This window comes from Prosthecobacter algae, from assembly GCF_039542385.1.
Classification (GTDB): domain Bacteria; phylum Verrucomicrobiota; class Verrucomicrobiia; order Verrucomicrobiales; family Verrucomicrobiaceae; genus Prosthecobacter; species Prosthecobacter algae.
The window spans coordinates 1-14,179 of record NZ_BAABIA010000005.1 but is presented as its reverse complement, the minus strand read 5'-3'; the positions used below and the strand labels follow the sequence as shown (position 1 = coordinate 14,179).

Below are 14,179 nucleotides of genomic sequence, written 5' to 3'. Positions count from 1 at the left end.
GAACAGGATGCTTTTCAACGCCGCATCCCTAGCCCTTCAGTGTCAGTTACGATACCGCTTCAATCAATTCATCAAACTGGCGGGAAAGATCTAAATAGGGGTCCACCCATCCAGCATTCAGGGCTGTTTCCTGGATCGAGCTCGCGGGTGCAAAATGCATTTGAAGCAAACTTGTGTCGATGGAATGACCCCCTTTCAGGCTTTCAATCGCCTTTGTTAAATCGCTCGCGATCTCCGTGGGGGTAAAAGGGGAGTAGATGGACTCCTCGGATTGTGCGATGTAGAGTTTCGTCTGCTCCAGCACCTCAATCAGGCGTTGCTGGGCTTTAGAAAGGCGTCGCTGCAGGAGCCACGTTTTCAGGTAGGACCACATGACCTCTCAATCCAACAACGGAGCGACTCGGTCAACGGCAGGTGGAGATTTTTTGTGATCTATTACCAATTCGTTACTCCTGACACCCTCAACCCACTCTTCCCCCAGCCCCAGCGGGGCGGGACAACCCAGCCCAGGGTCAGCGAGCCTTAGCGAGCGAAGCCCTGGGACTCCCAAGAGAAAATCGTCTCCCTCCCCAAGCCCTGAAAGGGCGAGGCAGTATGGCCGCACCACCTTCTCCTCTCCCGCCCTTTCAGGGCTCGATGGCATGGGAGAATACCGCCCGTCCTATTCCCCAGGGCTGCGCCTGGTTCCCAGGCTGGCCCTGGGCTTTGTTGTCTCGTCACTTCGGGACTTCTGAAGTCGCCTGCGCCACACCCATTGCCCAATCGGAAATGGACGCGCCTAACAAAAAGAGTCGCAACCGAGGCGCAGCCAAAGTAGCCCGAGCTTTAGCTCGCCCAGACCCCACCTGTGATCCGATGCGTTACTTCTTCAGCGTGACCGAAGTCGGCCTCCATCTTTCTCGTTAGGCCGAAACTCACCCATTACGGCTCGCATGCATTCACGACGATAGACCCAGAGCATAACAAAAAAGGAGGTGAGGCGAAAGATGACGAGAGCAGCCTCCCATTTTACCAAGCCTCTTTTTTCCACAGATTCCGCCTTCGCCGCCCTCACGCCAAGCTGCGCTGCAGCAGATTCCGCGTGATGCGCTGCACGCGCTCATCCGGCCCGTGCGGGCGGGAAAAATGGCTCCAGGGAATGATGTGGCCGGGTGGGGTGCTGAGGCCTTGGCTCCAGAAGATGGTGCTGGCATTGAAGACGAAGTTCTTCTTTGGTCCTTCAAAGATCGTTGCTGCGTACCTGCCCAGGCGCGTGCCGCCGGCCCAGACGTTGCCCTCGGCCACCACCTCCAGGCTGGGGCGTTGCAGATCGGGCTCGCCATGAAATTCCCACCCCACCAGGCCGGGGATGCTGTCGCCCTGCTTCATGCCGGTGCCTGCAAAGAGCCAGTGGTCAGGCTTCGTGCAGGTCCAGTCGCCGCCGCCATTGAAGGGCACGATGGTGCGTGCGCCGATGATGTCGCGCTCATCTGGACCGGTCTTTTCAAAGGGGCCGAGCACCTTGGAATAGGCCTCTTTTTCTTCTTCGCGAAATTCGCCAAAGCAGGTCTCGCGGGTTAGTCGGCGATTCGGCTGCCCTTGGCCATTTGGCGTGAAGGGGGTGACCATGTACACGTCGTTGGCGGAAAGCCACAGCACGTTCAGCCCGTCTGCGATGGCCTGCTTCACATAGTCATACTGGCGCAGGTCCCAGTATTCATCGTGGCCGATGCTGATCATCGTTTTGCAACGCTTGAGGTTAGCGGCGTCCAGGTTGTCCACGTTGGAGCAGTAGGTGACATCGTACCCCTCCTTTTCCAGCCAGTAGCACAGCGGGTACTCCCACAGCAGAAACTCGCCACTGCCCATGCTCAAGGGGTGATCCAGGATCTGCACATACTTCCCATATGGGCGGTCAAAGCTCACACTGACACCGGGGGCGTGGGCAGCGCGGGGATCGGTATAGAGAGACTCATTTTCTGGCCAGCGATTGTAGGCTTGCCAGGTATTGTCGCTGCATTGAAAGAGGATGTCGGCCGGGCGATCATCCGCGACGATGAAGATGACGTAGCTCTGCCAGTAGGGCTCCTCCGCCTGTGCAGGCAGGGTGGACAAACGGCCCAGATACACGCCGCTGGGCCAGTCTGCGGGGATGGTCAGCGTGGTGGTGGCCTCCCAAGAACACTCGCGCAGGCGCTGCTCTGCCATGGCGGGTACGGGCTGGGTCTTGCCCTCAAAGGGGCCCAGAGTGGCCATGAGCCGGGCGCCCACGCCATCATAATAACCCATGCGGAAGACCTCGATCTGGAACCGGGCCACGGGCGCGGTGCTGACGAAGATCTCCAGCGTTTCCCCCGCCTTCGCGGACTGGCGGGAGCAGTAGCCCTCAATGACGGACGAGCGGAAAGACTTCGCGCCATCTGGCCGCATGCGGGTGAGCTGGTAGCTCGCACCCGGTTTGGCATTTTCTGTTTTGATGAGGTCCGGCTGCCGGGCGCTGGGGCTGGCCGAATGCGCCGCTGGAGCGGTAAAAACCTGTGCCCCGAGAGCGGCTGCCGTGCTGGTTTTGAGAAAGTCGCGCCTGTCCATGACAGCCATACGGCAGGGATTGGGAAACTCTTTGCCCTCCCCTGCACAGCCGTCACGGAAGTATCACTACTTGGCCTTTGGCATCGCCTGGATCAGTAGATTGAAAAACTCGTTTTCATCTGCCGTCATGCCATCGCGCTCCAGCAGATTTTTGACGATGCCCAGCACCTCGGCCTGCGCGGTCTTGGTGGTGAAGACGGCGGAGCGTTCCGTGAGGTAATCCATCACGGTGTCGTCGCTTTCCGCCACTTCACGGGCGCGGGCGAAGGACTCTTCGATGAAAAGGCTCTTGGGGTATTCAGACTTCCAGCCTTTGGAGACGAAGGCCGACTGAATGAGGTCTTCTTCCACCAGCGAGATATGCGCATCGGCATAGATCGAGAGAGCAAGGAGGTCGAACAGGGCTTCGCGTTGGGGTTGAGTCATGGCCGCTACCCTGGCAACAGGCGGCCTAAGATCAAGCCGCATGATGCCAGGAAGTTCACTTTTTGGTTTTCAGGAAGCGCGATTCACCGCGCTGATCACGGCCTTGATGGAGGCCAGCTCGATGTTCGTATCCACCCCCGCACCCCAGACGGTTTTGCCGTCCTTCAGCTTGATCTGGATGTAGGAAATGGCGTTGGCTTCGGAGCCTGCCTCCAGGCTCTGTTCGCGGTAGGAGACCACCTCAAATGGCTGCGCGCCCCCGTCCTGGATCAGCGCCTGGACAAAGGCCGCGATGGGGCCATTGCCCGTGCCCGTGATGCCGATCTCCTGCCCATTTTTCACCAAGCTGCTGCGGCAGGTAAACACACCGTCCACGCCATCGGCATGGAAGTGGTGCAGGGAGAAAGGTGTCTCGCGTTCGATGTATTCCTTCCAGAACATCGCGCGCAGTTCCGCCGCCTTCACTTCGCGGCCCAGGGTATCCACCAAGTTGTTGGCGATGGGGCCGAACTCACGCTGCATGTCCTTCGGCAGCTCGATGCCAAATTCGCTCTCCAGCAGGTAAGCCACACCGCCCTTGCCGCTCTGGCTATTCACGCGGATGACCTCATGATACTCCCGGCCGATGTCGTTCGGATCAATCGTCAGGTAAGGCACATCCCAGATGGTTTTGTGCTCCTCATAACCTGTCAGCCCTTTCTTGATGGCATCCTGGTGACTGCCGCTGAAAGCGGTGAAGACCAGCTCCCCGGCATATGGCTGGCGCGGTGGCACCGTCATGCCCGTGGTGTGCTCATACATGCGGATCAGGCCATTCATGTCGCTGAAATCCAGCCCCGGAGAGATGCCGTGCATGTACAGATTCATCGCCACCTGGACGATGTCCAGATTGCCCGTGCGCTCGCCATTGCCAAACAGCGTGCCTTCCACACGATCCGCACCCGCCAGCAGGCCCAGCTCCGTCGCGGCGGTGCCGGTGCCACGGTCATTGTGCGTGTGCAGGCTGATGATCAAACTCTCGCGGTTTTTGATGTTCGTGCAGATCCACTCGATCTGGTCGGCATACACATTCGGCATGGCCACCTCCACCGTGTCCGGCAAGTTCAGGATCATCTTCTTCTGCGGCGTCGGCTGCCATACATCCATCACGGCTTCGCTGATCTCTTTGGCGAATTCCACCTCCGTGGCGCTGAAGCTTTCCGGCGAATACTGCAGCGTCACCTCCGTGCCCGTGGACTCCAGGCGATGCAGACGGTCCTTGATCATCTGCGCGCCCTTGATGGCGATGGCGATGATCTCCTCCTTCGTCTTGCCAAACACATACTTCCGCTGCGCCGGCGAGGTGGAGTTGTACATGTGGATCACCACCTTTTTCGCCCCCAGCAGGGACTCCACCGTTTTTTCGATCAAGTCCTCCCGCGCCTGCACCAGGCACTGGATGGTGACATCTTCTGGGATGCGATTTTCCTCGATCAGACGTCGGTTAAAATTGAACTCCGTGTTCGAGGCCGAGGGGAAACCCACCTCGATTTCCTTAAACCCGCACTTCACCAGCGCATCGAACATCTCCAGCTTTTGGGAAACATTCATCGGCACCGCCAGCGCCTGGTTGCCATCGCGCAGGTCCACACTGCACCACAGCGGCGCCTGGGTGAGATGGCGCGTGGGCCACTGACGATTCGGCAGAGAGACCAGCCGAAACGGCTGGTATTTAGAGGACGGATTCTTCAACATGACAGGACAGATTTAGACAGCTTTAACAAGATTGGCAGGCTTTGCAGGAAAGAAATTTCCTGAAATGACCGGGGGCGGGGATGCCGTGACGTGACGGCAAAGCATGGCGAGGAAACACGGGCCGCCTACCCTAGCGTAAGTCGCAGGGAGAGCAAAAGCAGAGTCTGGGCCGAAAAGGTCACAGAACCAGCATAGGCACAGGGCGGGAGAAACGCACGCACTTTTTTCCAAAGTGAAAATCTCCCACGCACATCTTGCCAAACCTCCGCTTCTGCCTAACATGACGTCGCTGCATGCAGCACGGAAGGGTGGCTGAGTGGTCTAAAGTACCTGACTCGAAATCAGACGTGGGCGCAAGTTCACCGTGGGTTCGAATCCCACCCCTTCCGCCATTCCCAAACGCGCCTCGAGCCTTGTAGAATCAGGCATCGGGGCTTTTTTTTGGGTTTGGGGGATTTCTGCCAAAAGATGCCTTTTTACGCCTTTTCGCGCCTTTAGTTTGGTGTAAAGTGGTGTAGAAATTGAAGAAGAAAAAAGGCATCACTGAGAGCAGGCCGGGCGTCATCGAGGTCAAATTCGGGGCGGCGGTGGCTCATATCTATGAGCGGGGGAACGGGTACTGGAAGGTGAGCTGGAGCGAGGCCGGCAAAACGAGGTCCACAACGAAGGCGAAGCGCGAGAAGGCTGTGGAATTCGCAGAAAAGAAGGTGCGTGAGCTGAGCGCTGGCCAGGGCGGCCGCATCATGACGACGGCGGATCATGTGCTGCTTGAGAGGCTTAAAAAAGTGAGCGGTGATAGGTCGCCTTTCGCGCTGCTAGATCAATGGGAAGCGGCGGAGCGGAAGTTTGGCGGATGGCAGTTCTTTGAGCGGGCGGTGGCCCATTATGAGAGTTCGGGCCTGGCGACCGTGGAGAGGGTCACGGTTAAGTTTGCGTTTGATCGTCTGATCGACAGCTACGGGAAACGGGATCAAGAGACAGTGGAGACGCTGGAAAAGGAGATTGGCCTTTTCAATAAGACCTATGGGCAGATGATCGTTTGCGATGTCTCGGAGGCATTCCTTGGAACGTGGGTGAACCGTCGCATGACAGACGGGAAGGCGGTGGCTCCGAGAACACACAACAATCGGTTAGACTGCTGGCGAACGCTGCTGAATAAGTGCCGGGCCTGGAACTACTGGCCTAAGGGCGAGAAGCATCCGGGCGAGACTTTGGAGCGTGAGCGTGTGGCGCAAGGCATCCCCGAGATCCTGACGGTGGCTCAAGCGACGGCGCTGCTGCAGGCGGTTCGGGAAGATGAGCCGAAACTGCTGAACTATTTCGTGACAGCCTGTTGGTTAGGCCCTCGCCCCAAAGAGATCCTGCGCATGTCTCCGAGCATGTGGGACTTTGACCGTGGGTATGTGGAGCTGGCGGCCAAGGTGGCCAATAAGGTGATGAGGCAGCGGTTTGTGCCCATCCCGGACAATGTAAGGACCATCCTCGGGGGTAAGATCATCGATCCCCGGCCAAAAACCTTTTCTCGCGGCCGCATGCATGAGGTGATCTGTGGCACGATGGCCGGGGAGTACCTCTCCAAGCTGGCGAGGAGGCGGGGCATCATCGAGGTGTGGCCTGCGGATGTCCTGAGGCACAGCTACATCTCGTATCGGCTAGCTCAAGGGCACAGCCGAAGCCAGGTGGCAGAATGGTGCGGGAATAGCGAAAGCGAGATCCGTAAATCATACCGGCGGCCGCTGCGCAAAGAGGAGGGCGAGGCCTGGTTTCAGATTGGGTTGTAAGGCGGGCTGCGCATTGGGACAATGCGCCCTACCGGGCCGGGGAAGGCTGCGCATTGGGACAATGCGCCCTACCGGGCCGGGGAAGGCTGCGCATTGGGACAATGCGCCCTACCTTTAGCGGGCCTGCGGGTAGGGCGAATTTCATACTTGCATCCTGCACGTTTGGCAGGAGATGTTTCTTAGATGAATGTGTATTGGCTTTCCAGAGATGGCGCATCCCCAGCCGAGGGGCCGTATGCGATGGGACAACTCAAGCGGATGTATGAGGCTGGCCAGGCGATGGCCACGGCTCAGATCTGTCGGCAAGGGGAGACGGATTGGCTGCCGCTCGTGGATGAGCTGGATCATGAGGAGGCGCTGCATCGGCAGATGACGCCTAAACCTGCTGCAGCGCGGCGCGAGGCTTCCTTTGAGGAGGCAATGCGCCAGCGGGATACAGAGCTGGCAAAGGGTTATGGCTTGGCCATTAACGTAGTGACCACTGTGATCTGCCTTACAGGGTTGGTCCCTTTGATCGGCCTATTCGCCTATGTCGTGTGGAGTGTGTGGGCAATGGTGGCCACCGCGCTATGCTTGATGCAAATGTCGAAAGGGCAGGCGTCGAGCGGGATTTGGAACCTCGTGAGAGTCTGGATCTTTGCACCATTGATCATTGGTGGCTTGCAGTTTGTTTCGCTGAGACTTTTGGCGGCATCACAATAAAAAGCCCGTGGGTTTTACCACGGGCTTTTGAAGGGGATGATGTTGGATGATTGGTTAGGCGTCGTTAGGCCTTCTTGCGTTTGCCAGAGGTATAGCTGACCTTCTTCGGCTGCGACTGATCGGCTTCCACCGACCCTTCGTCTTCGGCGGCGAGATGCTGCTTCGGAAGTGGTGTAATGTTGGAGAAATCGACAGGTTTGGCATTCTGCCCCGGTTTCACGGTTGGGGCTTGCTGCTTTGACGGTGCAATACTGAAGCGCAGAGGGACGCTTATCTCTCCGTTTTCCTCGTAGCAATCAAGGGCGGCCTTTAAAGCGGCTCGGGCGAGGGAGACGCCCTCTATTGAGGTTTCATTTTCAAATTTTGCTACGCGAGATGTGTCATTGGCATCTAGTCGCAGCCCTAATGTGCGGGCGTCTTTTTTACTCATGGCTCTGATGGATTCATCACAAAGTTAACTTTGTCATCAAAAAGTGTTTGCCGTCAGCGTTATCATTGTTAACATTGATAACGCCATGAAGAAACAAGCCGCTAGAACCACTGTGACGCTTCCGCCTGAATTGAATGAGCCCGCAGAGGCTCTTTCGCAGGAAACGGGGGTGTCTGTCGCTGATTTGCTCCGTCAGGGCATGATCCGCGTCATCTCAGAAAGAAGGCAGACCGGGAAGGTTGTCCTGATGCAGCTCACTAAGCCTGAGATGGCTGCTTAATAGGCAATCAAAATCAATAAGCCTTCGATTTTATGAGCCTTGAAATCTTCGACTTCAACAGTGCTCCGATCCGCGTGATGATGCGTGGGCAAGAGCCTTGGTTTGTGGCTGTCGATGTCTGTCGAGCTTTGGAAATCCAGAATCCGAGTGATGCGGTTAAGGCTTTGGATGAAGATGAGAAAGCGACCCTAGATAATCCCGAGGGTCGGCCTGGCAGTCCTGGGGCTAAGGTTTTCAACATCATCTCTGAATCCGGCCTGTATGCGCTGATCTTCAAGAGTCGCAAGCCTGAGGCGAAGGTGTTTCGCAAGTGGGTGACATCGGAAGTTTTGCCGGCCATTCGCCAGACGGGGAGCTTTGTGGTGGATGGTGGAGGCGAGGGGGAATCGGTGACTTTGCTTTCGTTTGTGCGGGATCACTGTGCGGGCTGGAGCCTGGAGAAAAAGATTGAGCTGGGGCAACTGGCGCGCCGCTACTGCAAGGCGATGGGGGTGGTGACTTCGACGGTGGAACGGCCCGGCCTGGGGCGGCTGTTCGCGTTTCCTCGGCTGCTGCTGCTGGATGTTTTGCAGAGCTGCAAGCCGGTGGCCAGTGTGCTGGATCTGGATGAAGCGGAGTTTCAGCGTCTGCTGGAAGAGGGATTCCGGGCCTATGGGCTAAAGCCGATGCCTGCGGAAACGCTACGCGAGTTGGCGAAGAGCCTGAACCTGTTTCCCCGGATGCTGGCCAGCGGGCAGTCCCTGCCCAGCGAGCGGAGTGCGTTTGGCCGTCTGTGCTGTCGCTTTGAAGGGCGAACCTTTCCTGGGGGCTACGTGCTGCACCTGCGGCGGCGGAGCCGAAACGCGGCCTGTGAGATCCGGCGCGAAGATCCGGAACTGTCGCTGAGAGCGTGATGGGAAACGTGCCTAACCAACAAAACACACATCCGAATTATGAGCTACATGAATGCAGCGGTCGCGGGAGCGGCAAACAAACGTCGGAAGCCGAGCGGGCGCGGCCCGGTGGTGGCGGCGAAGAATAAGCCGAGCAAGGGGCCGGGTAAGATTCCGCCGGGCAGTGTGGCTCATGCTTGGGCGCAGTTTGGCGGGTACTGCATGGCGGCCAAAGAATGGCTTGTGAAGGCGAAGAACCATCGGGAGGAAGGGCGGCCTGTGTTGGCGGCGGTGTGCGCCCGGTATGACACGCCTGCGGGAGCAGGTGCCACCAGCTTAGCGGCCGGTAATGTGGCCATCATCAAAGGCACGGTGAAGCCTAGCGCGGATGGGGATGTGATCGCCCGGTTCGCCAGCGAAGTTTCCGGCAGTGCCATCACGGTCAAGGCTGGGGCCTGTGTGAGCTTCTGGGAGATGAACTAGGGAGGGTTAACACGTGTTAACCCTCGGGCGCTTTGACATGACGGGGGGAGCGTGGATGCTCAACCCGTTTTCATCAATCACGCCACCGGCCGAGTGCAGGCTTCGAATGTGGACAATGCAGCGCCTGCACTGGAGGCCTTGCTGGGGACGGCGCTGAATTTGAGCGTTGCCTTTCTGCAAGCCGAGGTGCCTTTCGCGGTGGATGTGGCCACGGCCGGCATGCTGGTGATCAAGCAGCCTCAGAAGCACACGGAAGATCCGCTTGTGATGGATGCCGCGTGGGTGGCCTCAGGATCCGCTGAAGCGAGCCGCTATCTGTTTACCTGCCTCGTCGATGGTGTGGACCTCCGGGCCTTGATCGAGGGTAAGGATCGCCTGCAGGTGATGGCGCAGATTGAGTGGACCCCCACGGGCGAGGATGTCCCGCGCCGTAGCTATCCCTTCGCGCTCTTCATCGTCAATGCTTACATCGAGCCTGGCGACATCCCGAATCCCGTTCCAAACCCGGCCCGCACGGTGCCTTACTATGCTGACATCATCGGCCTAACGGGCGGCGGTGCGACGAAGCTGGATGGCATCCCTACGGTGTCTCTGTCAGCTCGCACGCTGATTCAAGTCATCATCCATGATGGCGAGCGTGATGTGCGACGACACTTTTTGTTATACGCGGATCCTGATGATGAAGACGTCGAGGATGTGCCTGCTGGAACCATCCTCCCTGACGACCGCTCGGCTGAAAATCTCAAGACCTGGAAAGAAATTGCCTGATGAAAAAGACCCTCCTGAATATCCTGCTAGGCCTGGCCTTATATGGCTCGGCATCCGCTCAAAACACCGAGCCTGTGGTGAAAACGAAATCTGCCGGAAACCTGACGGCAGGCTTTAAACTGCCCACCGGGAAAACGATTGAGATCTCCAGCGGCGGCACGTTGATCATCAAAGCCGGGGCCACTATCCAAGCTGAAGATGGAAGCACCGTCTTGGGGTTTGGCAGTGGAGGTGGCGGTGGGCTGACGAATTTCGCGAGCACGCTGACGGGTGGCACGATGACCTTCGCCGGGACGTTGACCACGGGCCGGACAATCACTTGGCGGGATCTCGCAGGGACGGTGGCTCTCACCAGTGACCTTTCCTCCTACCTCACCACCTCGGCAGCGGTGGCGGGCTATCAGCCGTTGGATTCGGATCTCACGAACATCGCAGCGCTGACGACGACGAGCTATGGACGCGGCCTGCTGGAGGCGGCGAATGACTCAGGTCTGCGGACCCTGGCGGGGTTGGTGATCGGCACTCATGTGCAGGCTTACAATGCTAATACGACCATCCTGGGCAATACGATCAGTCTGGCCAGTGAGGTAGCGGATACGCTGCCGATCATCAACGGTGGAACGGGGAGCGCAAATGCGACCGATGCCCGCGCCGCGCTTGGTTTGGAGCTAGGGGTAGATGTCCAGCCTTACGACCCGGACACGACCGTGCTAGGGTCCATCATTGACCTAACCGGGGATGTGACGGGTGCCCTGCCTATTAGCAACGGTGGCACGGGTGCAACGACGGAGGCCGGAGGCCGGGCCGCCCTGGGGCTGGTGATTGGTTCTAATGTGCAGGCTTATGCGAACAGTCTGGCTGACATCTCAGCACTATCTCCGACGAAAGGTCGCCTGCTGGTTGGAAACGGCACCAGCTTTGTGGACCTCGCCGTGGGCACCGATGGGCAAGCGCTGATCGCAGACAGTGCGCAGACAAAAGGCATCAAATGGGGCACCGTTTCTGGCGGCAGTGGCATCACTGCACTGACAGGCGATGTCACGGGATCTGGCACGGGATCGGTGGCCACCACGCTGGCTTCCACAGGTGTCTCGCCAGGCACGCATGAGATTGCAGGTTTTACCGTGGATGCCAAGGGGAGGCTCACCGCCGTGTCTGGATACCAGGTCGATGACGCATATGGTATCCCCATCATGTTAGACGCTCCCAGCGGGGGTGGCTCGCAGGGCATTAGGTTCTTCTTCAATCCTGATTATCCAGATGCCCCAGAAGTGAGCTATCACTCGCAGCATCTTGTCGCTGATCCGTTTGCAGGCGATGGCGAGGAGATCATGCTGCCACGCAAGCCCGGACGGCTTCTGATTCAGCCGTATTCCGGCTTTGGAACCCTTGGCCAAGTGCTGACGACCAATGCAGACGGCACGACGAGCTGGACCACGACGGGCGTCGGTTCTGTGACGAGCGTATCGGGTAGTGGTGGTAGCACCGGGATGACGCTCACGGGAGGACCAATCACCTCGAGCGGCACGCTGTCCCTGGGCGGCACCCTGAACATCGCCAGCGGTGGCACCGGGGCCACTACGGAGAGCGCTGCACGGACGGCCCTCGGCCTAGCCATCGGCACCAACGTCCAGGCCTACGATGCGCAGCTCGCAGACGTAGCAGGCCTCGCACCTACCAAAGGCCGTCTGATCGTGGGCGATGGGACGAACTGGGTAGACCTTGGCGTGGGGACCAATACCCACGTCTTGACGGCAGATAGCGCTGAGACGAAGGGCATGAAGTGGGCGGCACCCTCAGGAGGATCGGGCCTAACCAACATCACAGAAACGCTCAATACGGCATCGCCGAACAATACCATCAATGCAGCCGAGCTGACGGTGACAAGTGGGACAACGAATGTGGACCTAGTCCTCACTCCGAAAGGCACGGGCGGCTTCAAGCTTTACGGCGAGTCGGATGGTACGGCGACCGGGGGCAATAAGTTGGGTTCTTACTCCATTGATCTGCAAGGGCCATTCCGTAACGCTGCAGCCGATACTGCCAGCGGCACTTCTTCCATCACTTGGGGACGATATTCCAGGTCCACAGGGAACTATGGGATGGCGGGCGGGTATCTGGCCTCAGCGACCGGGGGCACGGGTAGCCAGGCCATCGGCTATCAGGCGACCGCGTCCTCAAACTATGCGGGTGTGTTTGCGGGCATCGGTAATTCTGTGAGCGCACAATTTGGTTTCATCGGGGGAGGCCAATCGAATTCAGTCACGGCGGAACATGGCCGTGCGGGTGGCACGGGTGCTTTGTCGGATCGATTTGGGATGGATGCATGGGCGGCGGGCATCTTCAGTGCGACTGGCGATGCCCAGGCGGGCGCTCTTGTCGCTCGCAACAACACGACTGGTGCCACGCCTACAACGCTCTTTCTCAACGGCTCGGCCTCCCGGTTCACTATCCCGGCTGGTAAGGTGATGGGGATCCAAATTATGGTTATCGGGGGCAAGTCCACGGGCGGCGATGCTTATCGTTATACCAGGCATATCATCATTAAGAATGTGAGCGGCACGACGACGCTTCTGGATGTGGCCACCGTGGGCACCGATTACGAATCCAATGCAGCGACCGACATCACCATCACGGCCGATGACACCAACGATGCCTTGGACGTTAAGGTGACCAACATCGCCTCCGAAAACTGGCGCTCAGTAATGCGTGCCGACATCGTGGAACTAGCCTACTAAGATCATGAAATCCTTCCTTCTTTTCCTTCTCCTTTGCGCCTTCTGCCAAGCTGATGACTACAAGCAGTTTGGCCGCACGGATACCTTCACGCTCGTCACCCTGCCTGTGGATGAGCAGGGCGTGCCAGATCTGGAGGTTCTACGCGTGCCGCTCCTGGCGGTCTGGCAGCCGCCTCAAGTGGTTCCTTTGATCAAGACACCAGCTCCTGAAGTGGCTTCCAACGAAGTGGCAGAACCCAAAGTGGTTTGGTTTGCGGATCGTGTGGAAAGGCAATGGGAAGTGCGTTTAAAGACAGCGCGTGAGCTAGCCGCTGATGCCCTTGCAGTGGGCTACACCGTCCAGCCTGAAGGCTTCGTTCTCAGCCTCAAGGATCGGGATCGGTCGCAGTTCACTCAGATGCTCAATCTAGTTCGTGAAGCCCAGGCCCTGGGCCTGATCACAGATGCCACTCCGCAGAGTATCGCTGATGCGAGTGACCAGCTGCACGTTGTCACCACGCTGCGCTTCCGACAGATCATGGTCTCCTACGGCCTGCACTACAAAGCCCTCTGGGACGCCGCCAAGGGCGAATAACAAACATTGGTTAGAATATGCTACAGCAATTCGATAATCTCGCGTTTGAAATCAAGCTGGCCATCGCTTCAGCTTTGGGCCTGGGCACCTTCCTGGCTGACATCTCTGGCGACTACAAAGGCTGGGAGGATTTGAGTTTGAAAGTGTTGCTCTTGATCGCTCTCGTTTACATCGGCAGGCTCTACCTTCAGCAGCAGAAGGATCACAAAAGCGAGGTGGCTGATTACAGGCGCGAGATCGTCGAGACATGGGCAGCTCATAAGCGGGATGTGGAAGAGCGCGAAGACAAGATGAACGCCGCCCTCTCCGCTGCCCGTGAAGACATGGCCATCCTGATCGGCCTCACCAAAGAACAGACGGATCATTACAAGTCCGTTACGCGGAAGCTGATCGAAGATCGGATTGGCAAACCTACGCTGCCGTAATCTGCCTAGTGATTTGACACCCCGCGTCCGTTGCCATGAAAGCAATCAAGCTCCTCAGCATCCTCGCCCTTGCCGCCGCCCTCAGCTCCTGCGAACTCGCCAAACAGTTCGACTACTCTGCTGGTACCAGTAGCGGCGGCTACTTCTTCACCATCGCGCCCAAGCCTGTTCCGCCCCCCGTTCAAGCCACCAGCGCCAAACAGCCCGTCAACGTGCGACCGTGATCTAGCGGTCGATGTCCCTCATCAAAGCCCCGCCCTCGTGAGAAGGCGGGGCTTTTTTGTGATCTTCACACTTTTTTATCGACTTAGCCTTCGAACCGCATTTGCGCCTTGAACGTGCTCGCTCTAGGCCGTTGTTTAATGCATGCCTGAAGACCGAGTTCTGCGTTGCCGCAT

15 protein-coding genes and 1 tRNA gene are annotated in these 14,179 nt (G+C 58.3%); 11 read left to right on the top strand and 5 right to left on the bottom strand.

What is annotated here, in order from left to right:
- Positions 1-46 precede the first annotated feature (46 nt).
- The 4 genes from ABEB25_RS12425 to leuA all read right to left on the bottom strand — a co-directional run bounded on the left by ABEB25_RS12425 (position 47) and on the right by leuA (position 4,728).
- Positions 47-373 (bottom strand): hypothetical protein, encoded by a 327-nt coding sequence (locus tag ABEB25_RS12425; protein ID WP_345736733.1) that lies wholly within the window; start codon positions 371-373, stop codon positions 47-49.
- A gap of 677 nt (positions 374-1,050) precedes the next feature.
- Positions 1,051-2,568: a N,N-dimethylformamidase beta subunit family domain-containing protein gene (locus ABEB25_RS12420; protein ID WP_345736732.1), complete on the bottom strand. Its 1,518-nt coding sequence runs from the start codon at positions 2,566-2,568 to the stop codon at positions 1,051-1,053.
- A 66-nt stretch (positions 2,569-2,634) separates the two neighbouring features.
- Positions 2,635-2,994: a hypothetical protein gene (locus ABEB25_RS12415; RefSeq protein ID WP_184204481.1), complete on the bottom strand. Its 360-nt coding sequence runs from the start codon at positions 2,992-2,994 to the stop codon at positions 2,635-2,637.
- 69 nt (positions 2,995-3,063) lie between these two features.
- Positions 3,064-4,728 (bottom strand): 2-isopropylmalate synthase, encoded by a 1,665-nt coding sequence (gene leuA / locus ABEB25_RS12410; RefSeq protein ID WP_345736731.1) that lies wholly within the window; start codon positions 4,726-4,728, stop codon positions 3,064-3,066.
- A 302-nt stretch (positions 4,729-5,030) separates the two neighbouring features.
- On the opposite strand from leuA, the gene ABEB25_RS12405 reads away from it, so the two are divergent.
- The 3 genes from ABEB25_RS12405 to ABEB25_RS12395 all read left to right on the top strand — a co-directional run bounded on the left by ABEB25_RS12405 (position 5,031) and on the right by ABEB25_RS12395 (position 7,211).
- Positions 5,031-5,120 (top strand) — tRNA-Ser (locus ABEB25_RS12405).
- A gap of 129 nt (positions 5,121-5,249) precedes the next feature.
- Positions 5,250-6,509, top strand: a complete 1,260-nt coding sequence (locus ABEB25_RS12400) for a tyrosine-type recombinase/integrase (RefSeq protein ID WP_345736730.1) — start codon at positions 5,250-5,252, stop codon at positions 6,507-6,509.
- A 183-nt stretch (positions 6,510-6,692) separates the two neighbouring features.
- Positions 6,693-7,211, top strand: coding sequence for a DUF4339 domain-containing protein (locus ABEB25_RS12395; RefSeq protein ID WP_345736729.1), 519 nt, complete (start codon positions 6,693-6,695; stop codon positions 7,209-7,211).
- 64 nt (positions 7,212-7,275) lie between these two features.
- Here the strand turns inward: ABEB25_RS12395 and ABEB25_RS12390 are convergent, their stop codons facing one another.
- Complete coding sequence (locus ABEB25_RS12390; RefSeq protein ID WP_345736728.1) at positions 7,276-7,641, bottom strand: hypothetical protein; 366 nt, start codon at positions 7,639-7,641, stop codon at positions 7,276-7,278.
- A 43-nt stretch (positions 7,642-7,684) separates the two neighbouring features.
- On the opposite strand from ABEB25_RS12390, the gene ABEB25_RS12385 reads away from it, so the two are divergent.
- From ABEB25_RS12385 to ABEB25_RS12350, 8 genes are read left to right on the top strand one after another with little or no spacing between them, the layout of a single operon-like run.
- Positions 7,685-7,921: a ribbon-helix-helix domain-containing protein gene (locus ABEB25_RS12385; protein WP_345736727.1), complete on the top strand. Its 237-nt coding sequence runs from the start codon at positions 7,685-7,687 to the stop codon at positions 7,919-7,921.
- A gap of 32 nt (positions 7,922-7,953) precedes the next feature.
- Positions 7,954-8,814 (top strand): BRO-N domain-containing protein, encoded by an 861-nt coding sequence (locus ABEB25_RS12380; RefSeq protein ID WP_345736726.1) that lies wholly within the window; start codon positions 7,954-7,956, stop codon positions 8,812-8,814.
- Positions 8,815-8,853: 39 nt separating this feature from the next.
- On the top strand, positions 8,854-9,276 hold the full coding sequence (locus ABEB25_RS12375) for a hypothetical protein (RefSeq protein ID WP_345736725.1): 423 nt from the start codon (positions 8,854-8,856) through the stop codon (positions 9,274-9,276).
- A gap of 51 nt (positions 9,277-9,327) precedes the next feature.
- The gene (locus ABEB25_RS12370; RefSeq protein ID WP_345736724.1) at positions 9,328-10,044 is read left to right on the top strand and encodes a hypothetical protein; all 717 of its coding nucleotides are present in this window, start codon (positions 9,328-9,330) and stop codon (positions 10,042-10,044) included.
- On the top strand, positions 10,044-12,782 hold the full coding sequence (locus tag ABEB25_RS12365) for a beta strand repeat-containing protein (protein WP_345736723.1): 2,739 nt from the start codon (positions 10,044-10,046) through the stop codon (positions 12,780-12,782). The genes ABEB25_RS12370 and ABEB25_RS12365 overlap by 1 nt, the downstream gene beginning before the upstream one ends.
- A 4-nt stretch (positions 12,783-12,786) precedes the next feature.
- Positions 12,787-13,356, top strand: coding sequence for a hypothetical protein (locus ABEB25_RS12360; protein WP_345736722.1), 570 nt, complete (start codon positions 12,787-12,789; stop codon positions 13,354-13,356).
- Positions 13,357-13,373: 17 nt separating this feature from the next.
- Positions 13,374-13,781, top strand: coding sequence for a hypothetical protein (locus ABEB25_RS12355; RefSeq protein ID WP_345736721.1), 408 nt, complete (start codon positions 13,374-13,376; stop codon positions 13,779-13,781).
- 35 nt (positions 13,782-13,816) lie between these two features.
- Complete coding sequence (locus ABEB25_RS12350; protein WP_345736720.1) at positions 13,817-14,005, top strand: hypothetical protein; 189 nt, start codon at positions 13,817-13,819, stop codon at positions 14,003-14,005.
- Positions 14,006-14,179 lie beyond the last annotated feature (174 nt).

Coding starts and splice junctions, on each gene's coding strand:
- ABEB25_RS12390 (WP_345736728.1), bottom strand. CDS start 7,641: ATGAGTAAAAAAGACGCCCGCACATTAGGGCTGCGACTAGATGCCAAT.
- ABEB25_RS12365 (WP_345736723.1), top strand. CDS start 10,044: ATGAAAAAGACCCTCCTGAATATCCTGCTAGGCCTGGCCTTATATGGC.
- ABEB25_RS12380 (WP_345736726.1), top strand. CDS start 7,954: ATGAGCCTTGAAATCTTCGACTTCAACAGTGCTCCGATCCGCGTGATG.
- ABEB25_RS12355 (WP_345736721.1), top strand. CDS start 13,374: ATGCTACAGCAATTCGATAATCTCGCGTTTGAAATCAAGCTGGCCATC.
- ABEB25_RS12395 (WP_345736729.1), top strand. CDS start 6,693: ATGAATGTGTATTGGCTTTCCAGAGATGGCGCATCCCCAGCCGAGGGG.
- ABEB25_RS12375 (WP_345736725.1), top strand. CDS start 8,854: ATGAGCTACATGAATGCAGCGGTCGCGGGAGCGGCAAACAAACGTCGG.
- ABEB25_RS12360 (WP_345736722.1), top strand. CDS start 12,787: ATGAAATCCTTCCTTCTTTTCCTTCTCCTTTGCGCCTTCTGCCAAGCT.
- leuA (WP_345736731.1), bottom strand. CDS start 4,728: ATGTTGAAGAATCCGTCCTCTAAATACCAGCCGTTTCGGCTGGTCTCT.
- ABEB25_RS12350 (WP_345736720.1), top strand. CDS start 13,817: ATGAAAGCAATCAAGCTCCTCAGCATCCTCGCCCTTGCCGCCGCCCTC.
- ABEB25_RS12415 (WP_184204481.1), bottom strand. CDS start 2,994: ATGACTCAACCCCAACGCGAAGCCCTGTTCGACCTCCTTGCTCTCTCG.
- ABEB25_RS12425 (WP_345736733.1), bottom strand. CDS start 373: ATGTGGTCCTACCTGAAAACGTGGCTCCTGCAGCGACGCCTTTCTAAA.
- ABEB25_RS12420 (WP_345736732.1), bottom strand. CDS start 2,568: ATGGACAGGCGCGACTTTCTCAAAACCAGCACGGCAGCCGCTCTCGGG.